The organism is Nonomuraea sp. AD125B (genome assembly GCF_041402765.1).
Taxonomy (GTDB): Bacteria; Actinomycetota; Actinomycetes; order Streptosporangiales; family Streptosporangiaceae; genus Nonomuraea; species Nonomuraea bangladeshensis.
Genome location: NZ_JBGLOU010000002.1, coordinates 409,904 through 435,108, shown reverse-complemented (window position 1 = coordinate 435,108; position 25,205 = coordinate 409,904). Strand labels below are relative to the sequence as shown.

Below are 25,205 nucleotides of genomic sequence, written 5' to 3'. Positions count from 1 at the left end.
ACATCATGATTGCCCCGCGCTGGAGAACCTGGCACGGCCCGCTCGTCATCTGCGCCGTCGCGATGGCGGCGCTCATGTCGGTGAGCGCCGTCGGCCTGGCGGTCGACGGACGGACCGTCATGGGAGAAGGGGTATGGCTCAAGCCGTTCAAGTTCGCCGCCTCCTTCAGCCTGTACGCGCTCACGCTCGCCTGGATGATCAGCCAGGTGGAGCGGTGGCGGCGGACCCTGTGGTGGCTGGGCACGGTGACGGTGGCGCTGTTCGTGCTGCCGGAGATCTCGGCGATCACCTTCCAGGCGGTACGCGGGGTGCGCAGCCACTTCAACTTCGCCACCACGCTCGACAAGTCGGTGTTCACGGTGATGGGAGGGGCCGCTTACCTGGGCTGGGCGCTGACGCTGGCGCTGGGGATCTTCCTGGTCATGCAGCGCCGGGTGAACCGGGCGATGGCGTGGGCGATCCCGCTGGGGGTGGCGATCTCGCTGGCGGGCATGTCGGTCGGCTACCTGATGACCGCGCCGACGCCGGAGCAGGCGCAGGCCCTGGCCGGCGGCGCCAAGCTGATCACGATCGGCGCGCACACGGTCGGCGCGCTCGACGGCGGCCCGGGGATGCCCCTGCTCGGCTGGGCGACCGGTGGCGGCGACCTGCGGGTGGCCCACTTCGTCGGACTGCACGCCCTGCAGGTGCTGCCGCTGATCGCGCTGTGGGTGCGCCGGGTCCCGCTGGTGATCGTGGCCGCCTTCGGGTACGCCGGTCTCACCGGACTGCTGGTCTGGCAGGCACAGCGCGGCCAGGCACTCATCCACCCCGACGCGACGACCCTGCTCGCCGCCGGCGCTCTCCTGGCGGTGGTGGCGGTGGCGACCGCGATCCTGCGCTGCTCCCCGGCTCGCTCCGAAACCCCCGGACAGAGCACCTTCGCCGAGCCGACGCAACGGCGACGCGAACCCGCCGGACAACACTGACAAGCCAGTGACGGAGCCTCCGGCCAGCCTCCTGAGAAGCCACAGGCACCCGCTTCGCCGTCTCGACGAGAGAGCCACCCTCACCCCGTGCCCGCCGACGCAGGACGCAGAACCTCGCTCCCCCGCTCAGGCAGGGCACAGTCCCTGCTTCCCCTCTGAGGCAGGATGCGGAACCCTACTGCTCCCGCCTGACTGATGAACTCGGTCCCGGAGCATCGGATCCCGTTCATCCCGGTCCGCGTCGCCGGTGGCAACCGCAGCGTGCCGCGATGCCCCAGCAAGGTGGACGGCGGGAACGCGTACTTCGACGACCGTCATGGACCCGCCCCAGTCGATCGGCCGGTCCGCAGAGGCGCGGCGGCCGGGCTGATCGCCGACGACCTGGTGGCGCTGCTGGAGACGCAGGCGCCGCGGCTGAGCACGAATGACAGGGAGCGGGCGGAGCTGTACGGGCGCACCGCCGTCGGCCTGCTCCGCTACCACGACGGGATGGCCGAGGCGTCCCCGGACCGGATCGGCAGGCTGTCGGAGGCTCAACCACCTGCTGTCCCGCTTCAGCGCCTCCTTCGAGGCGGAGGCCGTCGCGGACGGCGTCTCTCGGGTGCGGCGCACGATCTCCATCGACTTCGCCCCGTTCCTGCGCTGGCTGCTGGAGCCGGCCCTGCGCCGCCGGCTGCCCGCCGACGTCCGCAACGAGGTGCGGGGGTCCAAGTGGCGGCTGGAGAGCGAGGAGGCCGGACCGCCGCCGGCCTGAGCCCTCCGGTGGCGGTCGGGCCGGCCGCGTCACCCGCCCGGCGCGGCGGGAGGAACTGCTGGGCACCGCACTGGCCGTCCTCACCGAGGAGCCCGACGCGGACGGCCTGCTGCGGCTGAAGGTCACCTTCCAGGGCGCGCGGCACGCCGTCTGGGCGTTGTGGCAGCTCGGCACGGACGGGAAGGCCCTGTCCCCGGAGTGGCTGCGCGCCTCCCTGCGCGACCGCGCCGCCGCGCTCGCCACCCGCTAGGGGACGCCGGCCGCGGAGCAGGCGTCCGCGGAGCAGGCGGCCTCAGCGCCGCCGTCCCCGGCGTCGGCCGCGGTGCGCCCTGCTCAGGCGGATCACCGGTGATCCGCGCTGAACAGGGCTGCCGTCGTGCTCAGGAGCAGGTCGGCTCGCCGCTCTGTGCGGGGACGTTCACCCCGCTCCAGGCCGCCTTGACGACGTTGAACTCGACACAACCGGTGGGGAACAGCGTCCTGGCCGCCCGCAGCGTGGCCACGCGGGCCTTGGCATGCGTCCACGGCGCCGTCTTCATGTTCAGGCCGGTCATGAAGATCTGCCCGGCCTTGCGGACGCCGACGCCGGTGATGGCCGCGCCGCCGTCGCACCGGCTGCTGGCCGGCTTCCCGCTCGGGTTGGTGCCCTCGGCCAGCAGGTAGAACCAGTGGTTCTGCGGCCCGGCCCCCGCGTGCACCTCGGTGCTCGGGATGGAGGAGCTGTAGCAGTTGGGGTGGCCCAGCGCCGACGGGTTGTACATGTTCCTGATCGCGCCGCGGCCCACCAGGTTGACCTCCTCGCCGACCAGGTAGTCGGGCGGGTCGAGGGTGCTGGGCTCGTTGACGTACGCCTCGGTCAGCGCGCCGAAGATGTCGCCCGTGGACTCGTTCAGCCCGCCGGCCTCGTTGCCGCTGCCGCCGCTGCCGCCGGAGAACTGGAAGATGCCGTGGCCGAACTCGTGCCCGACGACGTCCATCGAGGTGGCCTGCTGGGTGCCGGCGGAGTTACGGCCGAAGGAGGCGTACGAGCCGTTCCAGAAGGCGTTGGCCTGGTTCAGCCCGACCCTGGCGGGGTAGCCGCGGCCCGAGCCGTTGATGCCGTTGCGGCCGAGCCAGTCGCGCAGCATGTTCCACTCGCGCTGCTCGGCGAAGAGCGCGTCGACGCAGGCCGTCTCCAGGTTGGTGCCGCTGCCGTTGCCCCAGTTGTCGGTCGACTTGGTGTAGACCGAGCCGTTCTGTCCGCCGCACTGGACGCCGGTGCGCGTGGGGTCGCGCATCACGTACGCGGGGGAGGTGTCGATGGTGACCGTGCCGTTGTAGTAGCTGTCGCCGGTGCCGTCGACCACCTGGTCCCACTGGTCGATGACCTGGCCGTCACGCGCGTCCACGTACACGTGCACGATGCTGGAGCGGTCGTCGTTGGCGGCGACGACCTCCCACGCCAGGCGTGGGGTGGGCGTGGTGGCATGCACCACGAGAGCGGGGGTGCCGATCGAGGTGGCCTTGGGCGCCGCGGCGCGGGCCGTGTCCACCGCCGCCTGCGCGGCGATCTGCGGCTTGGTGTCCAGGGAGATCGTGGCCTGCTGGCCGGTGTCGATGGCGCTGACCGACTTACCGGACTTGTCGGTCGTCACGACCACCTCGCCGCCGAAGACGGGCAGTCCCGCGTAGGTGCGCGCGTACGTGAGGTGCTGGATGCCGTTGACGCCGGCGATGGCCGACGACAGGGAGAAGGTGTCCTGGTCGGTGGCTCGGAGCTGCGTCCGGTCGGCGGCGATGACGCTCTGCGCGCTCGCCACCGCGGCGCTGCGCTCCGCGGGTGAGGGAGGGTCGGCCGCCTGGGCGTTCGCGCTGGTGAGGCCCGACGGTACGGTGATGGCCAGGGCTAACGCGAGGACGGTGGCAGTGCCCAACCTGAGCTTGGGGTTCACGCTCGTTGCTCCTCAGGGGGGTGGAGTGGACGAGCCCCAGCCGGCTGGGGTGCCCTCAGATTGGCATCGCACGCGACCCGGGTGATACCTCCCAATTTGCCCATAACGCTGTGGTATGGCAGGCCGCCACCTCCATCCGCGGCGACCCGGAGTACGCCGGCGTGGCCGCCGGGGAGCTGAACAGCGCCCGGCAGGTGCGCGGGGCGGTCGGTGTCGCCCCGCGGACGTCGTGCACCGGGCAGGCGTCAGGGCGGGGACATGGCGTGTGCCCCATGTGCCCAGGACACCGGGCGGCCGAAGCTTCAGGTGTTCGAAGAGCCGGAAGCGCCGGCTCGAAAGCCCCGAGAAAGGGAATCGCTCATGAAGCGCATGCTCGCCGCCGCAGGGTTCGTGTTCGTTCTGGCCGGCTTCGCCCAGGCCGCCGCCGCGGAGACCACCACGGCCCACCAGCAGGGCGCCGTCGTCACGGCCGCGGCGCCCGCCGACCTGCCCGTGCACCGGGGCAAGTTCTGGTTCCACAGCGACTGCATCACGGCCGGTCAGCAGGGAGTCGACCGCGGGCACTGGTCGCAGTACCAGTGCGCGGAAGGCTGGATGTGGAACCTGTGGACCGACCGCTGACGGGCCGGATGACGGCGGCCGGATGACGGCGGCGGGCTCGGGAGGTCATGCCTCCTCCGGTCATCCCGAGCCCAGCCCGGCGTCCCGCGCCCGTACGATGGCCGCCGCCCGATCGGGCACCCGCAGCTTGGCGAAGATCGAGCCGACGTGGTTGCGCACGGTCTTGTCCGTGACGAACAGCCGCTGGGCGATCTGCCGGTAGCCGAGCCCCTGGGCCAGCAGGTCGAGGATCTCGCGTTCCCGGGCGGTCAGGGTCGGAAAGGCCTCCTTGGCGGGGGCCGCGGTGAAGGCGGCGAACAGCCGGGTCAGCCGTTCGGCCATGTGCGGGCTGAACACCGCTCCGCCCCGGCAGACCGTACGCAGGGCCAGCAGGATCTCCTCACGTACCGCGCCCTTGAGGAGATAGCCGCGGGCCCCGGCGCGGATCGCCGCCAGCAGGTTGTCGTCGTCCTCGGACATGGTCATGACCAGGACCCGGATGCCGGGGTGGGCGCGCAGCAGGTCGCGCGTGGCCTCGATGCCCGACTGCCCCGGCAGGTTGAGGTCCATGACGACGAGGTCGGGGGCGGTGCGGGCGGCCTCGGCCAGGGCCTCCTCGCCGGTGGCCGCCTGCGCCACCACCTCGAACTCGGCGTCCAGGCCGACCGCGGCGGCCAGCCCCTCCCTGAACAGGGGGTGGTCGTCGACCAGCAGCACCCGCCAGACGCGTGGCCCGGTCTCACTCATGGGGGTCTCCGAGGGTGGTGGGGAGGGTGGCGGTCACGGTGGTGCCGCCGGGGGCGGTGTCGATCGTGGCCGCGCCGCCGATCTCCTCGGCGCGTTCGGCGATCGACGACAGGCCGGTGCCGGGCAGGGCGCCGGCGTCGAAGCCGGTGCCGTCGTCGGTGACGGTGACCGTGAGCGCGCCGGGGCGCGCGGTGAACGTCACCTCGACCCCGCGCGCCCCGGCGTGGCGTACGGCGTTGGTGACGGCCTCGGCCGTGATGCGGTACGCGGCGGTCTCCACCGCCGGGGGCAGGGCGGGCAGCGGGGTGGCCGGGTCGGTCACCGTGACGCGTACGGCGTCGGTGGTGAGGCGGTGCGCCAGGATCCGGGTCGCGTCGAGCAGCCCCCGGTCGACCAGGGTGGCGGGGGTCAGCCCGGCCGTGATCCTGCGCACCTCGGCCAGTGCCTCGCCCAGGACCTCGACGGCCTCGCGCAGGTGGGCGTCGGCGGCGGACGGCAGGCCGCACGCCTGCGCGACGCCCAGCCGGAGCCGGACCGCGGCGAGTTGGGGGCCGAGGCCGTCGTGGATCTCGCGGCGCAACCGCCGGCGTTCCTCCTCGCGGGCCAGCACCAGGCGTTCGCGGGCGGCCCGCGCGTCCTCGGCCAGCCGTAGCGCGGCCAGCGCCGGGCTGGCCTGGTCGGCCAGCAGCGACAGGAGCTCGGTGTCGCGTTCGGCGGGTGTGCTCGCGCCGTCGCGGGCCACCTCCAGGCGGCCCACCACCTGCCCGTGGTGGCGCAGCGGGAAGACCTGCCCCGGCCCGCTCACCGGCGAGCCGGCGGCGGCCAGCACCCGCTGGCCCGCCCGGGTCTCGACGCCGATCCGCGCCCCGGACAGGCCCAGGTCCTCCACGACGCTGCGGCAGATCTGCTCGGGCACCGAACCGGGGTGCGGGGCCTGCTGGAGGCGTACCGCCAGCGCGCGTACGGCCTCGTGCGGGCGGGCGCGCGGGCCGTAGAAGGCCCGCTCGATCGCCAGCACGGCGTGCCGCACGACCGGCCGGGCGGCCCAGCCCGCCACCAGGGCGCAGCAGGCCACGATCACGGTCGCCGCGGTGCGCGTGGCGGGGAAGGCCGCCCACGCCCCGGTGGCGGCGCACGTCGCGGCGATGACCAGCACGGCCAGCACGAACGCGCGGGCCATGCGATGGCTGGTGACCCGCTCCAGCCGCCACATGCCGCCCCGGGAGGCGGCCAGGCAGATCATGGCCCCCCACAGCGCGACACCGGCCGCCCGCGCCACCACCGTCCAGGTCTCTCCCCACAGGTCGGACAGCAGCAGGCACACGTAGAGCGGGTACGCCGTCGCGATCAGCCCCCGGACCCCGCGACCCTCACCGGCGGGCGCCCGCCACGCGCCGCGCGCCAGATCGGCCGTCATCGCCACGGTCACGGCCAGGGTCACCCAGTCGAGGAGGGCGTGGCTGTCGTGCAGCAGGTCCGCGGCCCACTCCCCCGCCGCCGTCTCCAGCCACGGGCTGGCGAACCCGGGCAGGCCCGGGGTGCCGAGGGTCCAGATCACCGCGTACTGGACGCTTGCGGCGGCCGCCACCAGCACCACCATCCGCCGCCAGCGGCGCGAGGCCGAGCCGGGCAGCAGGCACAGCGGGAACAGCAGCACGGTCAACGGCTGGCAGACGGCCCCGGCCGCGCCCAGCAGGAGCGCGGCGGCCGCCACGGGAGCCGCCGGGCCGCGCAGGTGCGCGAGCACGTCGGACACGGCCGGCAGCACGATCCACGCTCCCCCGGCGGCCAGCACGAGCCGGCCCCTGCGGAAGGCGTACCGGTCGGCCAGCAGCAGCACGGCGACCACGCACACCGGCAGCCCTACCACCAGCCGGGTCACCTCGGCGGTCACCCGGGCCGGGCCGGGCGGCGACGGCCCGGCCCGCCCCCAGTCGGGGAGCGTCACCGCGAACCTCGCCACCAGGACGGCCAGCAACAGCGCCGAGGCCATCCCGGCCAGGTGCGCGCCGCGGGTGTGCCACCGGGGGGCGGTGGCGAGCTCCGGCGTCAGTCCACCCAAAGGTCCCACGTGCCGAGCTGGATGCGGATGGTCTTCACGCAGGTGGGGTTGGTCCAGTGCCGCTTCCGCACACCCTCGCGGCCGGCCGCCTGGCATCCGGACTCGGAGTGGTAGGAGGCGATGTAGCGCTTGGCGTCGGGCCCGTCGTCGTCGGCGGCCGCGGCCCCGGCGGGAGCCAGCGCGGCGCCGGCGATCGCCAGGCAGGTGAGCAGTACGGAAGAGATGCGCATGGGGAGCTCCAGAGCAGGGATGATCGCGAACTGTATCCGCTCAGTTGCTCATCGTAGCGGAGCGATCTCCTGCCGACGCAAAGGCTTTCCTCCTTCAGCCGGCCGGCGAGCATGGTGAACGTCGGGCACGCTGCAGCGGCGGCGCGAGGCGCCTCGGCTCCCCCGGCCTCGCGTACGGGTCCCGATCTCGCGCTCGGTCAGGGTCGAGGCGACAGGGACGTGCAGGGTTTCGGGGACCGTACAGGGGTGATGCCCGATGGGCGGTGACAGACCCGTTCCGGCAAGCTGATGATCATGCGGTCCCGCGGACTGGCCCGGCGGCGGCCCGACCCGTCACGGGTGCGGGAGTTGCTGCACCGGGTCGGGCTGGCCGGGCGGGAGGGGCATCGCCCGGCGCAGTTGTCCGGTGGCCGGCAGCAGCGGGTGGCGATCGCGCGTGCCCTGTCCGGCAGGCCGGAGGCGCTGTTGGGCTTCGCCGTTCGGTTTGCGGCGGTGCTCCTGGCCGTGATGTCGGGGGCGGCAGCGGTCTGGTGGTCGCCGGCGCCGGGAGCCGCAGCACTCCGATGTGGAACGTTCAAGTGATCTCACTGGTGGGGGCGGAGGTGAACCGTGGCCCCCGCCAAGGGCGCGGCCCCGGTGGCGCGATCGCGGTGAAGCCTCAAGGGGTACGGGCCGCTCTGGCGGCCTGCTCGATCTTCGCGCAGTAGGCTGCGCGGGCTTCCTCGTCGATCTGCTCCTCGTATTCGGCGCGCAATCCGGTCCGGCCGTCGAGGCCCTCGCGCAGGATGTCGGCGTGCCCGGCATGGCGGGTGGACTCGCAGAGGACATGAACCATGATGGCGAACAGGTTCGTGTGCCAGGCCGGCGTCGACTCCGGCCACCACGGCACGCGGCCGGGGGCGTCGAGGGGAAGCTCGTTGATCGTCGCGTCCGAGTGTTCCCACGTGCGCCGGTAGAACCCGATGATCTGCTCGCGGGTCTCGTCCTCGGTCGCCCACAGATCGCTGCCGTCGGAGTCCTGCCACCGGGGCAGCGGTTCGGAGGAAGGGCGGCCGAAGACCTCGCCGAAGTACCTGGCCTCACAGGTGGCCATGTGTTTGACCAGGCCGAGGAGGTTGGTCCCGGTCGCTGTCAAAGGACGGCGGACGTCGTATTCGGACAAGCCGTCGAGTTTCCAGAGCAGCGCCTTGCGGTCCCGCCGCAGTCTTTCGTGCAAGTTGTCCTTCGCGAAGTCGTCGATCATGGGCCCGATTCTGTCAGGCTGCGCCGGTGGCCTCAGGTCGTGAGCCGCCTGGCGTCGGCTCCGCCGGCTGTCGCTCACAGCCACGCTGCTCGCCGAGGTCCTCGCAGCGATCTCGCAGACCGCTCGCCGCACTCGTGCTGACCCGGCACCCAGGCCACGGTCCGGAGCTGCCACTACCAGCGCAGATCCGGACGTGATCGCGGGTGTCACCGGAGTACTAGCCTGTCCGGCAGGGCGGCTGCTTGGCGGGGGCCGGGCCCCGGCGAGTTGAGGGAGACGATGTCGGCGACGCGACTGCTGGTCCTTGGCGTGGTGCGGCTGCACGGTCAGGCACACGGTTATCTGGTGAGCTCCGAACTGGAGTCGTGGGAGGCCGGGCAATGGGCGGGTCTCAGGTCGGGCTCGATCTACCACGCGCTGCGCCAACTGGCCAAGGAAGGTCTGCTGGACACCAGCGAGGTGTACGAATGGCCGGGCCGCGTCGATTACGCCATCAACGAGAAGGGCGAGGAGACGTTCCTCAGACTGCTCAGAAGCGCCCTGAGGGTCCCCGATCGGCGTCCGGAGCTGCTCAACGCGGCCCTCGTGCTGCTTCCCACGCTGCCCGTGGCGGAGGTGATCGAGCTGCTCAAGGAGCGGGTGGAAGCCCTGGACGGCGAGCGGGAGCAGCTCGTGGCCACGGCCCGGGAGGGAAGGCGGCCGAGGAGCGTCGCAGAGCTGTTCGACCTGCGTGCGGCACAGGCGGCGGGTGAGGCGGCGTGGGTCCGTGACCTGATCGGGCGGCTGGAACGCGGCGAGGAGCCAGTCTGAGCGGTTTGACGGTGAGGAAGTGGATAAGCCATAGTTCGATACCCAAATTTGGGTAGCCAAATTTGGGTACACCTTCTTAAGGAGTTCCATGCGTAGCACGACAGCGGCGAACGCCTCCCCCGCCTGCCGGCGCGAGCGGACCGACCACCGCGTGGACGGGACGGCGCGATGAGCCAGGAGCCCCTCGACAGCCCCACCGGGTGGGTGGCCAGGCACATCAAGAGCTACACCGAGTCCGGCGGCCAGCGCGGTCACCTCTTCCACGGGGCGCCCACGCTGCTGATCACCACGATCGGCCGCCGCTCGGGACTGCCCCGGCGTACCGCCCTCATCTACGGCCGCGACGGCGACCGCTACCTCGTGGTCGCCTCCAACGGCGGTGCCGACGGCCATCCGCTCTGGTTGCACAATCTGCTCGCCCAGCCACAGGTCAGCGTGCAGGTCGGGGCCGAGGTGTTCGACGCGGTGGCCCGCCCGGCGACCGAGGACGAACGGCTTCGCCTGTGGGAGACGATGACCGGAATATGGCCGCACTACGCCGCCTACCAGCGCAAGACATCGAGACAGATCCCGATCGTGATCATTGAGCGGGTGGCGACGCCGGACCCCGGCTGACGTCGCGGCAGCGTTCCGTCATGGGACGGTGATCCCGGCCGGTCAGGAGCCCGGTCCCGCACGGTGCGGCGCGTGCCGGCCGTGCGGGTGGAGCCTTTCCAGGTCGGCAGCCGTGGACGCCCGGTCTCCGCGCTGCCCGCGGGGCTCGGCCGCGCCTTCCTCCGCCTCACGACCAAGGGCGGACGCCTGTGCAACTCCATGTCGGTCGACGACCACCCGGTCGCTCCGACCGGCGACGCTAGTTCGGATTTTGAGTCGCTTCAGTCGCTGTCCGCGCCATCGCCGGCGGCAGGACCGGCGACGCGGCCCGCCGGTAGTCGCCGGGAGTGAGGCCGTACTCCCGTTTGAACGCCAGGTGGAACCCGACCTCGGACCGGTAGCCGACGCGCCGCGCGACGGCGTGGTGCGGCAGCGCGGTCCCGGCGAGGAGCCGGGCGGCCTCCTGCAGCCGCCGCGCGGTCAGGTGCCGCATCGGCGCCACGCCGACCAGCTCGCGGAACGCCGCCGCGAACGCCGAGCGCGACATCCCGGCCTCGGCGGCGAGCCGGTCCAGCGTCCACGGCTCGGCGAACCTGCGGTGCACCGCCAGCAGCGCGGGCCCCACGGACGGATGACGCAGCGCCCGCAGGATCGGCTCGCCGTCCGCCAGAGCGCCCAGCGCCGCCCGCAGCGCCAGCACGAAGGCCAGCTCGAAGGCGCGCAGCGCCACCAGCGTCTGGCCCGGCGCGCTCTGGTCCCACTCCCGCGCCAGACCGTCCAGCGTGCCTGCCAGCAGCGGCTGTCGCCGCAGCGCGGCCCGCTCCAGCACGAGCACCGGCGGCAACGCCCGGTACAGGGGCGCGGCCGCGGCGGGGTCGTAGTGCAGGCCGCCGCACAACATCGTGGTCGCCGCGCCGGGCCCGTCGATGCGCACCGTGCGCACGCCGCCCGGCGGCCGGGCGGGCAGCAGGCTCGCCAGCGGCACGGTGGCGCGGCCGGGAGCGTCGGCGAGCCGGTGGGCGGTGCCGTGCGGGAACACCACGAGGTCGCCGGCCGCCAGCCGCACCGGGGCGTGGCCGGGCAGCTCGACCGTGCACGTTCCCGCCTGCACGTAGTGGAGCAGGGCGCAGTCCTCCGCCTCTCCGGCGACGCCCCAGGGCGAGCGGGCCGTCCAGCGGCTGTGGAAGACGCCCTCCAGCCGCAGCGGGGCGAGGAGTTCGCTCAGCAGGTCGTCGTCTTCCACGGACGTTCCTTAAAGGCTTGAGGACTTTCCTTTATGGATCGTACGCGTCGTGGCTGGGAGGTTGAGGGCATGACGGTTCTGGTGTTCGGCGCGGGTGGCGCCCAGGGCGGGGCGGTGGCCCGGCGGCTCGTGGAGGAGGGGCTGGCGGTGCGGGGCGTGTCCCGTACCGGGGCGGTCCCGGAGGGGGTGGAGCCCGTCAGGGCCGACCTGGGGGATCGCGGGCGGCTGCGGGAGGCGTTCGCCGGCGTCACGCACGTGTCGATGGCGCTGCCGCTGGAGTACGACCCCGACCGGGTGGCGGCGTACACGCGCAACGTGCTGGCGGAGGCGGCGGCCGCCGGGGTGGCGCGGCTGGTGTTCAACCCGGGCAACCGGCTGCCGCGAGCCGGCACCGGCGCGGCGGCGTTCGACACGCGGCGGGCCGCGGCACGGGCGGTGCTGGACTCGCCCGTGCCGACGGTGGTGCTCTGCCCGCCGATCTACCTGGAGAACCTGGCGGCGCCCTGGGTGCGGCAAGGGCTGACCGGCGAGGGCGTCCTGCGCTATCCCCTGCCGGCGAGCGTGCCGGTGGCCTGGCTCAGCCACGCCGACCTGGCCGCCGCCACGCTGGCCGCGCTCACCGGCGACGACCTGGTGGGCGCCACGCTGGATCTCGGCGGGGAGCCGGTGACCGGTCCGGAGCTGGCGGCCGCGTTCGGGGCACGGTACGAGGCGATGGACGTGGACGCGTTCGTGGCGGGCGCGGCCGCGGCGCTCGGGCCTGACGTGGCGGAGGGGGTGGCCGCGACGTACCGGTGGGTCGCCGGGCCGGGACGGGAGCTGTACGCCGCTCCGTCCGGGGGCGCGAAGCGGCTCGGCATCGAGGTGACCTCGCCGGCCGACTGGGCGGCCCGCCAGGCGTGGAGCCGGCAGCGGTGACGGGGACGGACCGGGACCTCACGGACGCGGTGCGCGCCGAGGTCGTACGGCATCACCAGGTGATCGAGCAGTGGCTGGCCGGGAGGGCGCCGCGGGCGGCCTTCGACCTGTTCTCCGCCGCGCACGCGCCCGGCTTCACGATGGTGGCCCCGGACGGGCGGCTGCTGTCGCGCGGCGACGTGCTCGCCGAGGTGGAGCCGGCCTACGGGGGCCGGCCGGACGCGCGGATCGAGATCAGGGCCGTCGCCGTGGTGACCACGGCCCCCGGCCTGGTCGTGGCCCGCTACGAGGAATGGCAGGACGACGAGGGGCGGCTGGCCACCGTCGTCCTCCAGGACGGGCCGGCCGGATGGCGATGGCTGCACCTGCACGAGACCCGGCACGGCGGCAGCGGGACCCGGTCCTGACGGTCAGGCGCTCGCGGCGGCCCGCCAGCGGGCCAGGATCCTCAGGTCGTCGGCGTCGCCGTGCCAGGCGGCCTCTTCGGGCATCGCGTACGGCAGCCAGAGCTCGTAGTCGGGGGCGTCGGGCGGGATGTCGCGGGTCCCGTCGACAATGGTGCCGTCGGCCAGCACGGTCGACTCGGGGATGCGCAGGACGCCGCCGGCCAGCATGACAGCGGTCATGAGCTGCGCCCCTTCCGTCTCATCAGTCACCTGTCCTTCCCAGAATAGCGCGCCTGACTCTCCGGAGAAGGAGACAATTCCGCTCAGCCGATCCCGTACCGGCCAGAAAACCATAAGTAGGCGTGCCGGGCCGCGTCCTCGTCGCCGAACAGATCGATCAGCCGTCTCGCCCGCCGTACCAGGACGCAGGCGAAGGCCTCGGCGTAGAGCTCGGCGGCGTCCTGCCGGTAGGGCGGCGCCAGGTGCGGCGCGCGCAGCGCGTGCAGCCGCGACCAGAACACGCCGCGCGACGCCATGCCGTCGAGGTGGTCCGTGGCGTGCCCCAGCTCGTGCCCCGCGACGCTGACCGATGGGGACGGCACGCTGCCGACGCCGACCCGCCGCCGTACGGGGTCGTAGACGCCCGCGCTGCGCTCCCAATCCCCTTGCTGCACCGGCAGCGGGACGCCGCGAAGCGCCTCGAACCCCGGCAGATCGGGCACGGCCCCGGGCCCCACCACGATGCCGCCGTCCAGGTGCGCGGCCAGGCGGGTGCCCAGGGCCCGCGGCACCGCGGACAGCGTCATGATGGCGAGCAGTACCTCGGCGGGCGGGAACGCGCCGGCCTCCCACGCCCGGGTCAGCCGATCCTCGAGCGCTCCCACGTGCAGCCAGCCCGGCCGTCCCCTGCTCTGGCTGGCCACTCGTCCCCCCGCGTCGATGATCACGACGACTCTATCGGCAGCGGTGGCGCCGCGCATCCGCGGCCGCGACGCCGAGCGGCGGCGGAAACTCGCACGGAAGGGTCGGCGGCGACCGGGCAATCAGTAGTGTCCGACATCCCCGGCGAGAGAGACCGATGCATGACCACGTTCCTCGACGGAGCGGTCGCCGATCCCGAGCGATTCTCCGCCCTCTTCGATGCCCATTACGAGGAGATCCGCGGTTACATCAGCCGCCGCCTCGACCTCGACATCGCCGAGGACCTCGCCGCCGAGACCTTCCTGATCGCCTTCCGCGGGCGTGACGGCTTCGACGCCGCCAAAGGCGGCGTCAGACCTTGGCTGTACGGCATCGCCACCAAGCTCATCGGCCGGCACCGGCGTGCCGAGCTGCGGCGATACCGGGCGCTGGCCAGGTCGGGGCCGCCTCCCGACGAGGACGGCCACGACCAGCGGGTGGTGGATCGGGTCGCGGCGCGGGTGACCGTACAGCAGCTCTCGGCCGCACTGGCCGGGCTGTCGCGCGGTGAGCGCGACGTGGTGCTGCTCGTCGCCTACGGCGAGCTGACCTACGACGAGGTCGCGGCGGCGCTCGGCATCGCCTACGGCACCGTCGCCTCCCGGCTCAGCCGGGCCAGAACGAAGCTTCGTGACACGTTGGGAGTTGAGGTGTGATGAAGGAATTCCAGCTCATCGACGAGGTGATGCCGCAGGCGCCGCCCGCCGACCACGCCACGCTGACGGCCGCCCGCGCCCGGATGCTGGGCGCCGCGCGGCGGCGGCACCGGCCGGTCTGGCCCAAGGTGGTGCTCGCGACCGTGGCCGTCAGCGCGGTGATGGCCGGAGGCTACGTGGCGATGCCGCTCCTGGACCGGACGGGCGTCCAGACGGCCGCGTCGCCGGAGGCGGACGCGGACGCGGTGCTCGCCGCGGCGGCCGACCGGCTGGCCGCCCAGCCCCCGGGGGCCGGGGCATGGTGGCGGCGGGAAATGGTGCAGGTGAAGCGGGTGAAGACCGCGACCTACACCGTCGAGCAACGGGTCAGCGACGTGCTGTGGGCGAGCAGGAAACACGGGTATCGCACCCAGCGCGGACCTGTCGCCGCCGAACCGCTCACGCCCGCCGACGAGCAGGCGTGGAAGGACGCCGGCTCGCCCGACCTGTGCGACGGCTGCCAGTTGGGAAAGACGTACTTCACCCCGCTGAGGCTGACGACCAAGCCCGTGACGGAGCTGCCCACGACACCCGAGGCGCTCAAGGCCGAGATGCTGCGGGCCAACGACAAGGAGGCCCCGGAGGCGTGGCTGTGGGGGGCGGGCAAATGGCTGCTTCTCGACGTCGAGAGCACCTCTGCCACCAGGGCCGCGCTCTACCGGGTGCTCGCCGGCCTGCCGGGCGTGCGGGTCGAGAACGACGTTACCGACCTCGACGGCCGGACCGGGGTCGCGCTGATCTACGGCGAGGCGCCCGCCCGTCAGCGCATCATCGTCGATCGGGACAGCGGAGACCTGCTCGCCGTGGAGGACGTCGAGGGGGAGGCGGCGTACGTGATCAAGCGCCTGGGCTGGACCGACGACCCGGCGCCGAAGGAGTCGACGTTCTCATGACCCGCTGAGCGCTCGGCCTCGTAGCGGGGATGCTCTCGCGGCACGGCGTTCAGCCGGGCCAGCGCGGCGACCGGCCCAGGATGGCGACGATCTGGTCCAGGCGGGACTCTCCCTCCCAGGCGAGCGCCGGCGCGAAGGCCGCTCCGGGAGCGCGGCGGGTCTCGCCGTCAGGAACGGCCCGGGCCACGTCCAGGGCGACCTCCAGCAGGTCCGGCGGGAACTCGACGTCAAGGCCCAGCGCCTTGGCGAGGTCCCACGAGTGGACGACGTAGTCGATGAAGTGGAAGCCGACGGCCTGCCTGCCGGGGAAGGCGAACCCGGTGGCGATCTCGGGCAGGGGGAAGCTCCGCTCCAGCACGCCGTCGGCGGCGAAGGCCGTCAGGACATGGTCGGCCGCGTCCCGGTAGCTCGCCACGACGTCGTCGCCCAGAGAGCGCAAGCGCCACTGGGCGATGTCCCCGTCGCCCCTGGCCGCCGCGGCGAACCCGTGATGCTGGGTGGCCATGTGCGCGAGCAGGCCGTACACGGTCCAGCCGAGGCAGGGCGTCGGGCGGGCCAGGTCCGCGGGCCGCACGCGGGAGGCCAGCTCGACGCTGGCCCGCACGGCCTGCGCGTCGAGGGCGACGATGTCGACCTTTTCATTAGTAAGCACCGGCATATGATCTACGGCTGCTTATCATCTGTCAAAGGGTAGTATGACCGCGTGACGAGTCGCCGCGACCTGGCCGCGATGCTGCAGCCCCTCCTGCAGTCGCTCATCGCGGCCGAGCTCCCGGTGCTGGCGGAGCACGGCCTGTCCATGTGGGGCTACATCGTGCTCGGCGCCCTGGACGACGGCGCCGTACGCACCCAGGCCGCCCTGGCCGAGACGATCGGCGCCGACAAGACCCGCATCATCACCACCCTCGACAGACTGCAGGCGGACGGGCTCATCACCCGCGATCCGGACCCGCGCGACCGCCGCGCCCGCATCCTCGCGATCACCGACGAGGGCCGCGCGAGGCGCCGGGCGGTACGCGCCGAGATCCAGGCCAACGAGGAGCGCCTGCTCGCCCGCCTGCCCGAGGCCGACCGGCAGGGCTTCCTGCGCGCCCTCCAGACGCTCTCCCTGCTGCCCCGCGCCGAGATCGTCGGCGGACCCGTAGCCGAGGAGCGGGTGGAGTGACCATCGCGCTCCTGCGGGTGCGTTACGCACTTCCAGGTGCTTACTTCCTTTTGGAGAGCAGGCATCCGTAGGGTCGTCGTCGAATCCTGAAAGTGGGACGACGAGGAGGCTTCATGCGTGCAGTTGTCATCCGTACGTTCGGCGGCCCGGAGGTTCTCCAGATCGCCGACGTGCCGATGCCGGTCGCGGGAGAGGGACAGGTCCGGATCCGGGTCGAGGCCGCGACGGTCAACCCGGTCGATCTGGCGACCCGGTCCGGCGCGCTCACCGAGGCGGGCCTGCTGCCGGGGCGGGACGTGATCGGCATCGGATGGGACGTCGCCGGAACCGTCGAGGAGACGGGCCCAGGGGTGACCGGCCTCCGGCGCGGTGACCGGGTGATCGGCCTGTCCGACCGGCTGGACGTCCCGCTCGGCGCTCAGGCCGAACACGTCGTCCTCGACGCGGGACGCGGTCGCCGCCGCGCCGGCGGGCGTCTCATCCGTACAAGCCGCCACACTCCCCCTGAACGGCCTCACCGCCGCCCAGGCGCTCGACGGGCTCGACCTGGATCACGGGCAGACGCTGCTGGTGACCGGGGCGGCCGGCGCCGTCGGCGGCTTCGCGGTCCAGCTGGCCGCAGCGCGCGGGCTCCGGGTGATCGCGGTCGCCGGTGCCGATGACGAACCGCTCGTCCGCAGGCTGGGGGCCGAGCTGTTCGTGCCGCGTACGGCGCGGCTGGGCGAGGCGGTCCGTCGCCTCGTCCCGGGCGGAGCGCACGCGGCGCTGGACGCCGCCGTGGCCGGGGTGGCCGCCCTCGACGCGGTCCGGTCGGGGGGAGCGTTCGCCGCGCTGGTGGCGGGAGGGGCGCCGCTTCCGCTGCGCGGCATCCGGGTCTTCCATCACTGGATCCGCGCCGACGGCGCCCTCCTCTCCAGGCTCGCCGCCCTGGTCGAAGCGGGTTCCCTCACCCTGCGCGTGGCTGAGAGCATGCCGCTCGACCAGGTCGCCGCCGCCCACCGGCGCCTCGCCGAAGGCGGTCTCCGTGGCCGCCTCGTCCTCACTCCTTGAAGCAGGCGGCGCGGGCGCGCCCGCTCCGGTCAGGCGGGCTCCGCCTGCCAGATCCTGCTGTGCAGGTCGGCGCCCCGGATGACCTGGACGCGCCATGGGGTCAGCCGCAGGACGTGCAGCCGGGGATCCTCGGGGCTGCTCCAGAAGTTGCCCAGCTCGTACCCCGCTCCGGGCGGGCTGCCCTCGCGGTAGAGGTTCCACACCCGGCGCACGACCGCCGGGTCGCTCACCCATTCGGCCACGGTGTCCAGGCTCACGGCGTTCTGGCGGGGGCTCCAGTAGGAGAACGTGGTGTGCGGGTTGCGGGCCAGGTGTGCCGTCTTCACCGGGGTCCGGTAGGTGGCCAGCCAGCCGAGAGGGCGGCCGTCGACCACTTCCCAGATCGGTATCAGGACGCGCGCCCGCGGGCGTCCCTTGGCGTCCACCGTGGTCATGGTGGCGTACACGATGTCGCCGATGTAGGCGGCGAACTGCTTCTCGATCTCGTCGAACGACGTCACCTTGTCTGCCATGAGGCACTCCGATCGGGGGTCAGGCCGAGGCCGGGACGGATTCGATGGTGGCCGGCGAGTCTCCGGCACGGCGGCGGGTCCCGAAGGCGGTGATCACGGCGGCGGTGATCGCGGCCACGACCGGGACGACGAGGGCGAGCTGGAGGGAATCGAGCCTCGCCGCCCGCGTGGTGGCCTCGCCGAGCGCCGCGACGCTCACGGCCGTCACCGCCGACAGACCGAGCGCCGTGCCGAACTGCAGGGCGGTGTAGAGCAGCCCGCTCGCCAGGCCGTGCTCGTGCTCCTCGACCCCCTCTGTCGCCGCCATCGTCAGCGGGCCGTAGGCCAGGGAGAACGCGACGCCGAGCAGGAGCATGGTCGGCAGCATGGCCGCATAGGTCCAGTCCATCCCGATCGGCAGGAAGAGCGCGTAGCCCAGGGCGGCGGCCACCAGCCCGCCGAGCAGCACGCGTACGTTGCCGAACCGGTTGACCAGCCGCGGGGTGAGCGTCGGCGCGAGGATCGTGTCCATGCCGATCACCAGCATGGCCAGGCCGGTCTGCAGGCTGCTCCAGCCGCGGACCTCCTGCAGGTAGAGGGTGGCCACGAACTGGAAGCCCGCGAACGAAGCGAGAAAGAGCAGCGCTCCCAGGTTGGCCCGTACCAGCGGGCCCGAGCGCAGGATGCCCAGCCGCACCAGGGGGTTGGCCGTACGCCGTTCGATCAGTACGAACAGCGCCAGCAGGGCGAAGCCACCGGCGAACACTCCGAGCGTGACCGCCAGGTCGTCGCCGGGGCGCTCCAGCCGGACCACCCCGTAGACCAGCAGCAGCATCGCGCCGGTGATGCTGAGGGCGCCGGCCAGATCGAAGCCGCCCTGCCCGCGCTCGGGCGTCGGGCTCTCCTTGAGCAGGGCCAGCGCCGCGAGGAGGATCACCGCCGCCAGGATGACCGGCGCGAAGAACACCCATCGCCATCCGATCGCGGTCAGCAGCCCGCCGATGACCAGGCCGAGGGAGAAGCCGCCGGCGGCTGTCCCTGCGTACACGCCGAGCGCCTGCGTCCGCTGGGGCCCTTCGGGGTAGTTGACGGTGATCAGCGAGAGCCCGGCGGGAGCCATGAACGCGGCCGCCACCCCGGTCACGAACCGGGCGACCAGCAGCATCCACCCTTCGGTCGCGAAACCCCCCAGGCCGGAGAAGACCAGGAACACGGTCAGCCAGAACAGGAACATCCTACGGCGGCCCAGCAGGTCGGCCGCCCGGCCGCCGAGCAGCATGAATCCGCCGTAACCGAGCACGTAGGCGCTGACCACGCCGCTGAGCGTGCCGGTCGACAGGCCGAGGTCGGCCCGGATCGCCGGCAGCGCGACGTTCAGCATCGCCACGTCGATCCCCTCCAGGAAGACGGCCCCGGCGAGGACGAAGAGCACGCCCCAGGCGCGCGCGTCCATACGGCCGCTCGGTGTGGATCTCGATCTGGATATGGACATGATGCGCCCCTTATGAGTTCTGGGAGTAAGCCATCCGGCAGACGCCTGCGGCAACGGACCGGCCATGGTTCCCGGAAGGCCTGCCGGTTCCTTCTTGTAACCAGCAGAATCGTCGAGCATCATCAGATGTCATGGAAGATGGCACTTCTAAGTCCCTCGGTTACTGCGGTGATACCGACGGCGACTACGACGTTCTCCAGTGGGACACGCGCGAGGACTGCGAGGTCCGGCAGATACTCGACCGCGTCGCGGACAAATGGTCACTGCTGGTCATCGCCCTGCTCGACCAGCGCTCCCTGCGCTTCTCCGAGCTTCGCCGCAGGATCGACGGCGTCAGCCAGCGCATGCTCACCCGCACGCTGCGGCATTTGGAGCGCGACGGGCTGGTGAGCAGGACCGTGCACCCGACCGTCCCTCCGCGAGTCGACTACGAGCTGACCGCGCTGGGCACGACGTTGCACGCCACCATCCGCGCGCTGGTCACCTGGACGGAGACCCACCAGAACGAGATCGCCGCCGCGCGCACCGCCTACGACGCCCGCGTGCTGGCCGAGCAGTCGGCGGCCGAGGCGCAGGCCGCCGAACGGGACGAGATCGCCCGCAACGTTCTGTCGGGCAGCCGTTGACATCTCGGTGCGCCTTGAGAGCGACTCGAGCGACCGGCCGCGCCGATTCGGCCAAGAGCTACGGAGGGTGAGTCGAGGAGGGCAGGTATACGTGCCGCCCTCGGTCGCTGCCGTCGGGGAGGCAGAGGTTCGCTCGGCTGAGACGCTCGTCGGTCACTGCGCGCTGCTGCTGCTCAGGGGCCTTTCCGGAACACTCCAGCGACCGAAGCGACTGAAGGTTGCGCTCTGTGACGCAGATCGACGCGGAACGAAACGCAGGCCATGAATCCCCTCCCCCCGGTCGCTTCAGTCGCTCGCCGACTCGACCGGGCGTCCTGAGCAGCGTGAACGCCAGCGACTCAGGGTGCCTGCGCGCCGGCTCCGTCCGTCGCTCCGGCTCTGTGTCCGAAGCTCACCGCGCGGGACGTCGCCGCCAGGCCGAAGGCGGCAGGACGTGCGGGTGACGATGGCGAGCGTTCCAAAGCGGGCTGACCGCGCGAACGAGGACTTCACCTGCGCCGGACCGACGGCAGCGGTGCTCATCGACGGCGCCGGCATCCCCGGCGCCGAATCGATCTGCCGGCACGGCGTGGCCTGGTACGCCAACCGCCTGGGAAGCAGCCTCCTCGGCCTTCTGTCACTCGTGCAGGACCGCAGCCTTCCGGCGCTGCTCGCCGAGGCCATCGAGCAGGTGACCGACGGTCACCGTGACACCTGCGACGTGGCCGACCCCATCAGCCCGTCGGCGACCGTAGCCGTCCTGCGCCTGTCCGACGGCCTCCTCGAGTACCTGGTGCTCGGTGACTCGGTCCTCGTGCTCGACCGAGCGGATGATGATCCGTTCGTCGTGTCCGACCCCCGTGAGGTGATCATCAGCCGGTCGTACCAGCCCGCGATCGAGGCCGCCGCCAAGGGCGGTGACGAGTACCACCGGCTCCTGCGGGACCTGCGCGCCCACCGCAACCAGCCGGGCGGCTTCTGGCTGGCCAAGGACGACCCGCGGGCGGCGGACGAGGCGATCACCGGAAGCCGCCCGGTCTCCGGGCTGATCGGCGCCGCTCTGCTCAGCAACGGAGCCAGCCGCATCGTGGACCCGTTCCAGCTCGCCGACTGGCCGCACGTCATGGCCATGCTGGCGTCGAGCGGACCCGCCGAGATCATCCGTCGTGTCCGGCAGGCGGAAGCGCGCCGCGCGGTGGCGGCGGACGATGCGACGATCACCTACTGCACCGACCTCGACGAGGTCTGAACGCGTCCCCATGAAGAATTTCCGCCTGGCGCGGCAATGACGGGTGAACCCCTACGCCAGGAAGGCCCGCATGAACGAGTCCGAGCTCTTCGCCCCACTGTCCAGGAACAGCCGCTTCGCACCCCCGGGACGGCGGGCGAGGGGTTGACGGGCGTCCGGGCAAGAGCCGGAGATCGTCTGGACCGCGATGTCGTTCGCCTCCCCGTTGTTCCTGTGGTTCTTCATGCCGGCCACGCTGCTGGCCCTCTGGGCGCTGCCGAGCCGCTGCCGCAACGCGGTCGTCGCGGCGGCCAGCCTGGTCTTCTACGCCTGGGGCGCCGGGCCGCACACCCTGCTGCTGCTGTCGGCCATCGTCGTCAACTACGGGGCTGGCCTGGCGCTGGACTCGGCGCGGCTGCGGGATCGGCCCCGGGCCCGTCGCGGCGTACTCCTGGCGGCCGTCGGGTGGAATGTCGCGATGCTCGCGGTGTGGAAGTACGCCGGTTTCGCCACCGAGCAACTCGACGCCCTGACGGACGCGCTGGGGCTGGGCCACAGCCCGATCGTGACCCTGGCGCTGCCGATCGGGATCTCGTTCTTCACCTTCCATCACCTGTCGTACGTGGTGGACGTCTATCGCGGCAGCACGCCGGCCCAGCGTAGCCCCGTCCGGTTCATCACCTATATCGCGATGTTTCCGCAGCTCGTAGCGGGACCGATCGTCCGCTACCACGAGATCGCCGAGCAACTGGGCGACACCCGCAGGGACCGCCTCGGCGACCTGGCCGCCGGCTTTCCCCGCTTCGCCCTGGGCCTGGCCAAGAAGGTGATCGTCGCCGACTCGCTCGCCGCCGTGGCGGACGCCGCGTTCGCGCAGGCCGGCGGGCCGGTCAACACGCCGACGGCGTGGCTGGGGGCGACGGCCTTCGCCCTGCAGATCTACTTCGACTTCTCCGGCTACTCCGACATGGCCGTCGGTCTGGGCCTGATGTTCGGGTTCCGGCTGCCGGAGAACTTCGACCGGCCGTACTCGGCGTACTCCGTCACCGACTTCTGGCGGCGCTGGCACATGTCGCTGTCGCGCTGGTTCCGTGACTACGTCTACATCCCGCTCGGCGGCAACCGGGGCGGCGCGCCGAGGACCTACCGCAACCTCCTGATCATCTTCGTGCTCTGCGGCTTCTGGCACGGCGCCGACTGGACCTTCCTGGTGTGGGGCCTCTACCACGGCGGCCTGCTGGTGGCCGAGCGGCTGCTCGGCTGGGACCGTCCGCCGGGCACCGTGTGGACCCTGGCGCTGCGCCGCGCCGCGACCCTCCTGCTGGTCGTCGTCGGGTGGGTGTTCTTCCGCGCGAAGAGCATGAGCGAGGCGTGGAGCATGCTGCGGGCGATGTTCACCTGGCGGCCGGGCGAGCTCGACGAGTTCGTCGCCTGGGCCGCCGGCGACCAGCGGATGGCCATCTTCGCGCTGGCGCTGGCCGTGGTGGCGCTGCCGGCCTCGCGGGCGCTCGGCCCGCTCATCCAGACGGGCCGCGGGCCGGTGGTGCGGGTGGCGCGCGCCGCGGTGACGTGGGTGGGCGCCCCTTACGCGGCGATGCTGGTCGCCGCCGGCACGTTCAGCCCTTTCCTGTACTACCAGTTCTGATGAGGACACCGATGACCCTTGTACGGACCGGATCGGCGCGGCGGGCGATGACGACGCTCGCGGCCGCGCTGTTCTTCTGCGGGCCCACGCTCGCCTTCGCGGCGGGCGCGCGGGCGGTGGAGATGGAGAACCGCAGGCTGCCGGAGTTCCCGGCCCTGTCGCGCGGCTGGAGCGTCATACCGGACGTGGAGGCCTGGGCGTCGGCTCACCTGCCGTTGCGGCAGTACGCCGTCCGCGCCAACGCCACCCTGTCGGAGCTGCTGTTCGACGAGGCGCCGTCGTACGACACGGGGGGCGCCCCCGGCTATCCCCGGGTGATCGAGGGGCGGGACGGCTGGCTCTACTTCGGTGACGACGTGACCGAGGCGTGCCGGCCGCGCTGGTCCGTCGCCGAGACCCTGGAGCGGGTACGCCGCCTGGCCGAGATCGTACGAAGATCGGGAAGACGGTTCCTGTTCACCGTGGCTCCCGACAAGACCACGGTCAGCCCGGACCGGTTGCCGGACCGCTTCCCCGGTCAGGCCTGCCTCCGCGAGCGCAAGCAGGAGTTCTGGACCGCGCTCCGAGCCGCCGGCCTGCCCGGCTTCGTCGATCTCCGGGACCGGCTGGAGCGGGCGCAGCGCGAGTCCGGCACGCCGGCGTACTGGCGGACCGACAGCCACTGGACCGAGCACTCCGCCGGCCTGTACGGCCAGGAACTGGCGGCCGCGCTCCAGCCCGGCCTGTCCCGCGACACCCGGCTGGTCAAGACCGGGCAGGCGCCACGGAACGGCGACCTGGGCGGGCTGCTGGGGATACCCGTCGAGGAGAGCATCGACCGGTGGCGGCTGGTCCGCGACGGCGTGCGCCAGGTCCGGCGGGACGATCGCGAACTGCCCGTGTCGTTCCGTGTCGTCAACCGGTCGGACCAGGCGCCGCTGCACAGGCCCCGGACGCTGCTGATCGGCGACTCGTTCACGCGCAACTCGCTGCCCTGGGTGGTGCCGTACTTCGCCGACCTCACCTACCTGCGCAGCGACGCGCCCGCCAGGACGGGGCCGGACGATCTCGTGGAAAAGGTCGTCCGGAGTGAGACGGTGGTGTTCGAGATCGTGGAGCGGTATCTCGTCGGCGGGCACGCCGAGATGCTGGACGACGCCGTGCTCGCCGCCCTCGACGAGGCGCTCTGAACGCTCGCGCTTCCTGGCATGACGCCCTTCCTCACGGCCGTGATCGTCGTCACCGTGAAGAATCTCGGCCTGGCGCGGCAATAGCTGGTGACCGCCGCATAAGCCAGGAAAGGTCGGCATGCATGACAATCCCTCGCGAAGCTGTCGAGGTCGACGACGCGATCCTCATCGAGAGATCGCTGAACGAGCCCGAGATCTTCGCCACGCTGTTCGACCGGCACGCTCCGCTCCTGCATCGCTACGTGACCAGGCGGCTCGGGCCCAGCGAGGCGGAGGACGTCGTGGCCGACACCTTTCTGGCCGCCTTCCAGCAGCGCGGCGGCTATGACCGCCGTCGCTCCGATGCCCGGCCGTGGCTGTACGGCATCGCCTCCAACCTGATCGGCCGCCGGCGTCGTGCCGAGATGAGCCTCTACCGCGCCTACGTCCGCAGCGGCGTGCACCCGGCGGAGCGCTCCGGCTTCCAGGTCGAGGACGGGGTCAACACCCTGGCCGTCAACCGGCCGCTGGCGCTCGCCCTGATGGACCTCAGCCCGGCCGACCGCGACGTGCTGCTGCTCGTCGCCTGGGCCGAACTGAGCTACCAGGAGGTGGCCGACGCGCTGGCCATCCCGCCGGGGACGGTCGCCTCGCGCCTCAACCGGGCCCGTCTCCGGATCCGTCAAGCCCTGAGCCGACAAGGAGATTGACCATGGACGAGATGGACGAGCTGAAGGCCATGTGGCAGGCCGTCCCCCCGGCCTCGCCGGAGGAACTCGCCGGAGCACGGCAACGGCTGCTCCGCCGGGCGCGGCCACGGCGACGGGTCGTCACCGGCCCACGGCTGCTGGTCGCGGCCGCTGTCGCGGCGGGACTCGTCGTCACACCGTTGATCAGCGGCACCGGGACCTCCGCCTACGCGGTGGCCGAAAGCCCGGACGGCACGGTCATGGTCACCGTCAACGAGCTGCGCGATCCCTCCGGGCTGGAGGCCAGGCTCGCGGAGGCGGGCGTCAAGGCCGACGTGACCTTCCTGGCCCCGGCCATGCGGTGCGCGGCCCCTCGGTTCGTCAGCGAGGACCAGACCTACGGCGGGGCCCCGGTCGCGAACGCGAGCGAGCTGCGTTCACTCGTGGAGAGGTCGCGCTCGTCCAAGGTCGTCCAGGTGAAGTCCGTCCGGACGATTCGGATCGTCCCGCAGTACATCGAGCCGGGCGAGACGCTCGTGGTGGAGTTCCGTGACAACCGGAGCTCGTACATACCCTGGCTGCTCGCCACGTCGCTGGCACCGGCGGGCACCACGGTGAAGCCGTGCGCGCCCGTCAAGGACCCTCACTGAGCACCCGG

The 25,205-nt window shown here is 72.4% G+C and carries 31 protein-coding genes; 20 read left to right on the top strand and 11 right to left on the bottom strand.

Annotation, left to right across the window (positions count from 1 at the left end):
- Positions 1-5 precede the first annotated feature (5 nt).
- The 3 genes from ACBR40_RS06930 (at position 6) to ACBR40_RS06920 (ending at position 1,972) form a co-directional block, all read left to right on the top strand.
- The gene (locus tag ACBR40_RS06930; protein ID WP_371247931.1) at positions 6-968 is read left to right on the top strand and encodes a hypothetical protein; all 963 of its coding nucleotides are present in this window, start codon (positions 6-8) and stop codon (positions 966-968) included.
- 601 nt (positions 969-1,569) lie between these two features.
- Positions 1,570-1,722 carry a hypothetical protein gene (locus tag ACBR40_RS06925; RefSeq protein ID WP_371247930.1) on the top strand — a complete coding sequence of 51 codons (153 nt, stop codon included), beginning with the start codon at positions 1,570-1,572 and terminating at the stop codon, positions 1,720-1,722.
- A gap of 55 nt (positions 1,723-1,777) precedes the next feature.
- Complete coding sequence (locus ACBR40_RS06920) at positions 1,778-1,972, top strand: WYL domain-containing protein (protein ID WP_371248346.1); 195 nt, start codon at positions 1,778-1,780, stop codon at positions 1,970-1,972.
- Between the two features lie 130 nt (positions 1,973-2,102).
- Here the strand turns inward: ACBR40_RS06920 and ACBR40_RS06915 are convergent, their stop codons facing one another.
- Positions 2,103-3,653 carry a M4 family metallopeptidase gene (locus ACBR40_RS06915; RefSeq protein ID WP_371247929.1) on the bottom strand — a complete coding sequence of 517 codons (1,551 nt, stop codon included), beginning with the start codon at positions 3,651-3,653 and terminating at the stop codon, positions 2,103-2,105.
- A gap of 360 nt (positions 3,654-4,013) precedes the next feature.
- Here ACBR40_RS06915 and ACBR40_RS06910 point away from each other — a divergent pair, with 360 nt between their 5' ends.
- Entirely contained in the window at positions 4,014-4,274 is a 261-nt protein-coding gene (locus ACBR40_RS06910; RefSeq protein WP_344207686.1) for a hypothetical protein, read from the top strand.
- A 60-nt stretch (positions 4,275-4,334) separates the two neighbouring features.
- Here the strand turns inward: ACBR40_RS06910 and ACBR40_RS06905 are convergent, their stop codons facing one another.
- The 3 genes from ACBR40_RS06905 to ACBR40_RS06895 are packed head-to-tail and all read right to left on the bottom strand — an operon-like array spanning position 4,335 to position 7,292.
- Positions 4,335-5,000, bottom strand: a complete 666-nt coding sequence (locus tag ACBR40_RS06905) for a response regulator transcription factor (RefSeq protein WP_344207687.1) — start codon at positions 4,998-5,000, stop codon at positions 4,335-4,337.
- Entirely contained in the window at positions 4,993-7,071 is a 2,079-nt protein-coding gene (locus ACBR40_RS06900; protein WP_371247928.1) for an ATP-binding protein, read from the bottom strand. Before ACBR40_RS06900 ends, ACBR40_RS06905 begins: the two co-directional genes overlap by 8 nt.
- Positions 7,050-7,292 carry a hypothetical protein gene (locus tag ACBR40_RS06895; RefSeq protein ID WP_344207689.1) on the bottom strand — a complete coding sequence of 81 codons (243 nt, stop codon included), beginning with the start codon at positions 7,290-7,292 and terminating at the stop codon, positions 7,050-7,052. The genes ACBR40_RS06900 and ACBR40_RS06895 overlap by 22 nt, the downstream gene beginning before the upstream one ends.
- 294 nt (positions 7,293-7,586) lie before the next feature.
- Between ACBR40_RS06895 and ACBR40_RS06890 the strand changes: the two genes are divergently transcribed.
- Positions 7,587-7,874, top strand: a complete 288-nt coding sequence (locus ACBR40_RS06890; RefSeq protein WP_371247927.1) for an ATP-binding cassette domain-containing protein — start codon at positions 7,587-7,589, stop codon at positions 7,872-7,874.
- 76 nt (positions 7,875-7,950) lie between these two features.
- On the opposite strand, the gene ACBR40_RS06885 is transcribed toward ACBR40_RS06890, so the two are convergent.
- Complete coding sequence (locus ACBR40_RS06885; protein ID WP_371247926.1) at positions 7,951-8,535, bottom strand: DinB family protein; 585 nt, start codon at positions 8,533-8,535, stop codon at positions 7,951-7,953.
- A 279-nt stretch (positions 8,536-8,814) separates the two neighbouring features.
- Between ACBR40_RS06885 and ACBR40_RS06880 the strand changes: the two genes are divergently transcribed.
- A complete protein-coding gene (locus tag ACBR40_RS06880) occupies positions 8,815-9,345 on the top strand; it encodes a PadR family transcriptional regulator (RefSeq protein WP_371247925.1) in 531 nt (176 codons plus the stop codon).
- Positions 9,346-9,513: 168 nt separating this feature from the next.
- On the top strand, positions 9,514-9,960 hold the full coding sequence (locus ACBR40_RS06875) for a nitroreductase family deazaflavin-dependent oxidoreductase (protein WP_371247924.1): 447 nt from the start codon (positions 9,514-9,516) through the stop codon (positions 9,958-9,960).
- Positions 9,961-10,198: 238 nt separating this feature from the next.
- On the opposite strand, the gene ACBR40_RS06870 is transcribed toward ACBR40_RS06875, so the two are convergent.
- Complete coding sequence (locus ACBR40_RS06870) at positions 10,199-11,182, bottom strand: AraC family transcriptional regulator (protein ID WP_371247923.1); 984 nt, start codon at positions 11,180-11,182, stop codon at positions 10,199-10,201.
- Between the two features lie 69 nt (positions 11,183-11,251).
- Here ACBR40_RS06870 and ACBR40_RS06865 point away from each other — a divergent pair, with 69 nt between their 5' ends.
- Positions 11,252-12,100: an SDR family oxidoreductase gene (locus tag ACBR40_RS06865; RefSeq protein WP_371247922.1), complete on the top strand. Its 849-nt coding sequence runs from the start codon at positions 11,252-11,254 to the stop codon at positions 12,098-12,100.
- A complete protein-coding gene (locus tag ACBR40_RS06860) occupies positions 12,097-12,507 on the top strand; it encodes a DUF4440 domain-containing protein (protein WP_371247921.1) in 411 nt (136 codons plus the stop codon). The genes ACBR40_RS06865 and ACBR40_RS06860 overlap by 4 nt, the downstream gene beginning before the upstream one ends.
- 3 nt (positions 12,508-12,510) lie before the next feature.
- On the opposite strand, the gene ACBR40_RS06855 is transcribed toward ACBR40_RS06860, so the two are convergent.
- Together ACBR40_RS06855 and ACBR40_RS06850 are read right to left on the bottom strand one after the other, a co-directional pair.
- Positions 12,511-12,756, bottom strand: a complete 246-nt coding sequence (locus tag ACBR40_RS06855; protein ID WP_371247920.1) for a hypothetical protein — start codon at positions 12,754-12,756, stop codon at positions 12,511-12,513.
- A 53-nt stretch (positions 12,757-12,809) separates the two neighbouring features.
- Positions 12,810-13,433: a hypothetical protein gene (locus ACBR40_RS06850; protein ID WP_344207699.1), complete on the bottom strand. Its 624-nt coding sequence runs from the start codon at positions 13,431-13,433 to the stop codon at positions 12,810-12,812.
- Between the two features lie 135 nt (positions 13,434-13,568).
- Between ACBR40_RS06850 and ACBR40_RS06845 the strand changes: the two genes are divergently transcribed.
- Together ACBR40_RS06845 and ACBR40_RS06840 are read left to right on the top strand one after the other, a co-directional pair.
- On the top strand, positions 13,569-14,102 hold the full coding sequence (locus ACBR40_RS06845; RefSeq protein ID WP_344207700.1) for an RNA polymerase sigma factor: 534 nt from the start codon (positions 13,569-13,571) through the stop codon (positions 14,100-14,102).
- Positions 14,102-15,034, top strand: a complete 933-nt coding sequence (locus tag ACBR40_RS06840; RefSeq protein ID WP_371248345.1) for a CU044_5270 family protein — start codon at positions 14,102-14,104, stop codon at positions 15,032-15,034. Before ACBR40_RS06845 ends, ACBR40_RS06840 begins: the two co-directional genes overlap by 1 nt.
- 49 nt (positions 15,035-15,083) lie before the next feature.
- Here ACBR40_RS06840 and ACBR40_RS06835 read toward each other — a convergent pair whose 3' ends face one another.
- Positions 15,084-15,686 (bottom strand): TIGR03086 family metal-binding protein, encoded by a 603-nt coding sequence (locus tag ACBR40_RS06835; RefSeq protein WP_371247919.1) that lies wholly within the window; start codon positions 15,684-15,686, stop codon positions 15,084-15,086.
- A 51-nt stretch (positions 15,687-15,737) separates the two neighbouring features.
- On the opposite strand from ACBR40_RS06835, the gene ACBR40_RS06830 reads away from it, so the two are divergent.
- The 3 genes from ACBR40_RS06830 to ACBR40_RS06820 all read left to right on the top strand — a co-directional run bounded on the left by ACBR40_RS06830 (position 15,738) and on the right by ACBR40_RS06820 (position 17,249).
- Positions 15,738-16,199 (top strand): MarR family winged helix-turn-helix transcriptional regulator, encoded by a 462-nt coding sequence (locus tag ACBR40_RS06830; protein ID WP_371247918.1) that lies wholly within the window; start codon positions 15,738-15,740, stop codon positions 16,197-16,199.
- A gap of 113 nt (positions 16,200-16,312) precedes the next feature.
- Positions 16,313-16,861, top strand: coding sequence for an alcohol dehydrogenase catalytic domain-containing protein (locus tag ACBR40_RS06825; RefSeq protein WP_371247917.1), 549 nt, complete (start codon positions 16,313-16,315; stop codon positions 16,859-16,861).
- Positions 16,770-17,249, top strand: coding sequence for a zinc-binding dehydrogenase (locus ACBR40_RS06820; RefSeq protein WP_371247916.1), 480 nt, complete (start codon positions 16,770-16,772; stop codon positions 17,247-17,249). Before ACBR40_RS06825 ends, ACBR40_RS06820 begins: the two co-directional genes overlap by 92 nt.
- Before the next feature lie 29 nt (positions 17,250-17,278).
- Here the strand turns inward: ACBR40_RS06820 and ACBR40_RS06815 are convergent, their stop codons facing one another.
- Together ACBR40_RS06815 and ACBR40_RS06810 are read right to left on the bottom strand one after the other, a co-directional pair.
- A complete protein-coding gene (locus ACBR40_RS06815; protein ID WP_364448156.1) occupies positions 17,279-17,761 on the bottom strand; it encodes a pyridoxamine 5'-phosphate oxidase family protein in 483 nt (160 codons plus the stop codon).
- Positions 17,762-17,780: 19 nt separating this feature from the next.
- Complete coding sequence (locus tag ACBR40_RS06810; RefSeq protein ID WP_371247915.1) at positions 17,781-19,193, bottom strand: MFS transporter; 1,413 nt, start codon at positions 19,191-19,193, stop codon at positions 17,781-17,783.
- A gap of 170 nt (positions 19,194-19,363) precedes the next feature.
- Here ACBR40_RS06810 and ACBR40_RS06805 point away from each other — a divergent pair, with 170 nt between their 5' ends.
- The 6 genes from ACBR40_RS06805 to ACBR40_RS06780 all read left to right on the top strand — a co-directional run bounded on the left by ACBR40_RS06805 (position 19,364) and on the right by ACBR40_RS06780 (position 25,197).
- The gene (locus ACBR40_RS06805) at positions 19,364-19,858 is read left to right on the top strand and encodes a helix-turn-helix domain-containing protein (RefSeq protein WP_344207707.1); all 495 of its coding nucleotides are present in this window, start codon (positions 19,364-19,366) and stop codon (positions 19,856-19,858) included.
- 433 nt (positions 19,859-20,291) lie between these two features.
- On the top strand, positions 20,292-21,086 hold the full coding sequence (locus tag ACBR40_RS06800; protein ID WP_371247914.1) for an integrase: 795 nt from the start codon (positions 20,292-20,294) through the stop codon (positions 21,084-21,086).
- Between the two features lie 187 nt (positions 21,087-21,273).
- Positions 21,274-22,710 (top strand): MBOAT family protein, encoded by a 1,437-nt coding sequence (locus ACBR40_RS06795; protein WP_371247913.1) that lies wholly within the window; start codon positions 21,274-21,276, stop codon positions 22,708-22,710.
- 11 nt (positions 22,711-22,721) lie between these two features.
- A complete protein-coding gene (locus tag ACBR40_RS06790; RefSeq protein ID WP_371247912.1) occupies positions 22,722-23,879 on the top strand; it encodes a hypothetical protein in 1,158 nt (385 codons plus the stop codon).
- A 122-nt stretch (positions 23,880-24,001) separates the two neighbouring features.
- On the top strand, positions 24,002-24,568 hold the full coding sequence (locus tag ACBR40_RS06785; protein WP_344207712.1) for an RNA polymerase sigma factor: 567 nt from the start codon (positions 24,002-24,004) through the stop codon (positions 24,566-24,568).
- 2 nt (positions 24,569-24,570) lie between these two features.
- On the top strand, positions 24,571-25,197 hold the full coding sequence (locus ACBR40_RS06780) for a hypothetical protein (RefSeq protein ID WP_371247911.1): 627 nt from the start codon (positions 24,571-24,573) through the stop codon (positions 25,195-25,197).
- Positions 25,198-25,205: the final 8 nt, after the last annotated feature.

Excerpts from the sequence above, each read along its gene's own strand:
- ACBR40_RS06930 (WP_371247931.1), top strand. The coding sequence starts at position 6 with ATGATTGCCCCGCGCTGGAGAACCTGGCACGGCCCGCTCGTCATCTGC.
- ACBR40_RS06910 (WP_344207686.1), top strand. The coding sequence starts at position 4,014 with ATGAAGCGCATGCTCGCCGCCGCAGGGTTCGTGTTCGTTCTGGCCGGC.
- ACBR40_RS06905 (WP_344207687.1), bottom strand. The coding sequence starts at position 5,000 with ATGAGTGAGACCGGGCCACGCGTCTGGCGGGTGCTGCTGGTCGACGAC.
- ACBR40_RS06895 (WP_344207689.1), bottom strand. The coding sequence starts at position 7,292 with ATGCGCATCTCTTCCGTACTGCTCACCTGCCTGGCGATCGCCGGCGCC.
- ACBR40_RS06890 (WP_371247927.1), top strand. The coding sequence starts at position 7,587 with ATGCGGTCCCGCGGACTGGCCCGGCGGCGGCCCGACCCGTCACGGGTG.
- ACBR40_RS06885 (WP_371247926.1), bottom strand. The coding sequence starts at position 8,535 with ATGATCGACGACTTCGCGAAGGACAACTTGCACGAAAGACTGCGGCGG.
- ACBR40_RS06880 (WP_371247925.1), top strand. The coding sequence starts at position 8,815 with ATGTCGGCGACGCGACTGCTGGTCCTTGGCGTGGTGCGGCTGCACGGT.
- ACBR40_RS06875 (WP_371247924.1), top strand. The coding sequence starts at position 9,514 with ATGAGCCAGGAGCCCCTCGACAGCCCCACCGGGTGGGTGGCCAGGCAC.
- ACBR40_RS06865 (WP_371247922.1), top strand. The coding sequence starts at position 11,252 with ATGACGGTTCTGGTGTTCGGCGCGGGTGGCGCCCAGGGCGGGGCGGTG.
- ACBR40_RS06845 (WP_344207700.1), top strand. The coding sequence starts at position 13,569 with ATGACCACGTTCCTCGACGGAGCGGTCGCCGATCCCGAGCGATTCTCC.
- ACBR40_RS06840 (WP_371248345.1), top strand. The coding sequence starts at position 14,102 with ATGAAGGAATTCCAGCTCATCGACGAGGTGATGCCGCAGGCGCCGCCC.
- ACBR40_RS06825 (WP_371247917.1), top strand. The coding sequence starts at position 16,313 with ATGCGTGCAGTTGTCATCCGTACGTTCGGCGGCCCGGAGGTTCTCCAG.
- ACBR40_RS06815 (WP_364448156.1), bottom strand. The coding sequence starts at position 17,761 with ATGGCAGACAAGGTGACGTCGTTCGACGAGATCGAGAAGCAGTTCGCC.
- ACBR40_RS06810 (WP_371247915.1), bottom strand. The coding sequence starts at position 19,193 with ATGGACGCGCGCGCCTGGGGCGTGCTCTTCGTCCTCGCCGGGGCCGTC.
- ACBR40_RS06805 (WP_344207707.1), top strand. The coding sequence starts at position 19,364 with ATGGAAGATGGCACTTCTAAGTCCCTCGGTTACTGCGGTGATACCGAC.
- ACBR40_RS06795 (WP_371247913.1), top strand. The coding sequence starts at position 21,274 with ATGTCGTTCGCCTCCCCGTTGTTCCTGTGGTTCTTCATGCCGGCCACG.
- ACBR40_RS06790 (WP_371247912.1), top strand. The coding sequence starts at position 22,722 with ATGACCCTTGTACGGACCGGATCGGCGCGGCGGGCGATGACGACGCTC.
- ACBR40_RS06785 (WP_344207712.1), top strand. The coding sequence starts at position 24,002 with ATGACAATCCCTCGCGAAGCTGTCGAGGTCGACGACGCGATCCTCATC.
- ACBR40_RS06780 (WP_371247911.1), top strand. The coding sequence starts at position 24,571 with ATGGACGAGATGGACGAGCTGAAGGCCATGTGGCAGGCCGTCCCCCCG.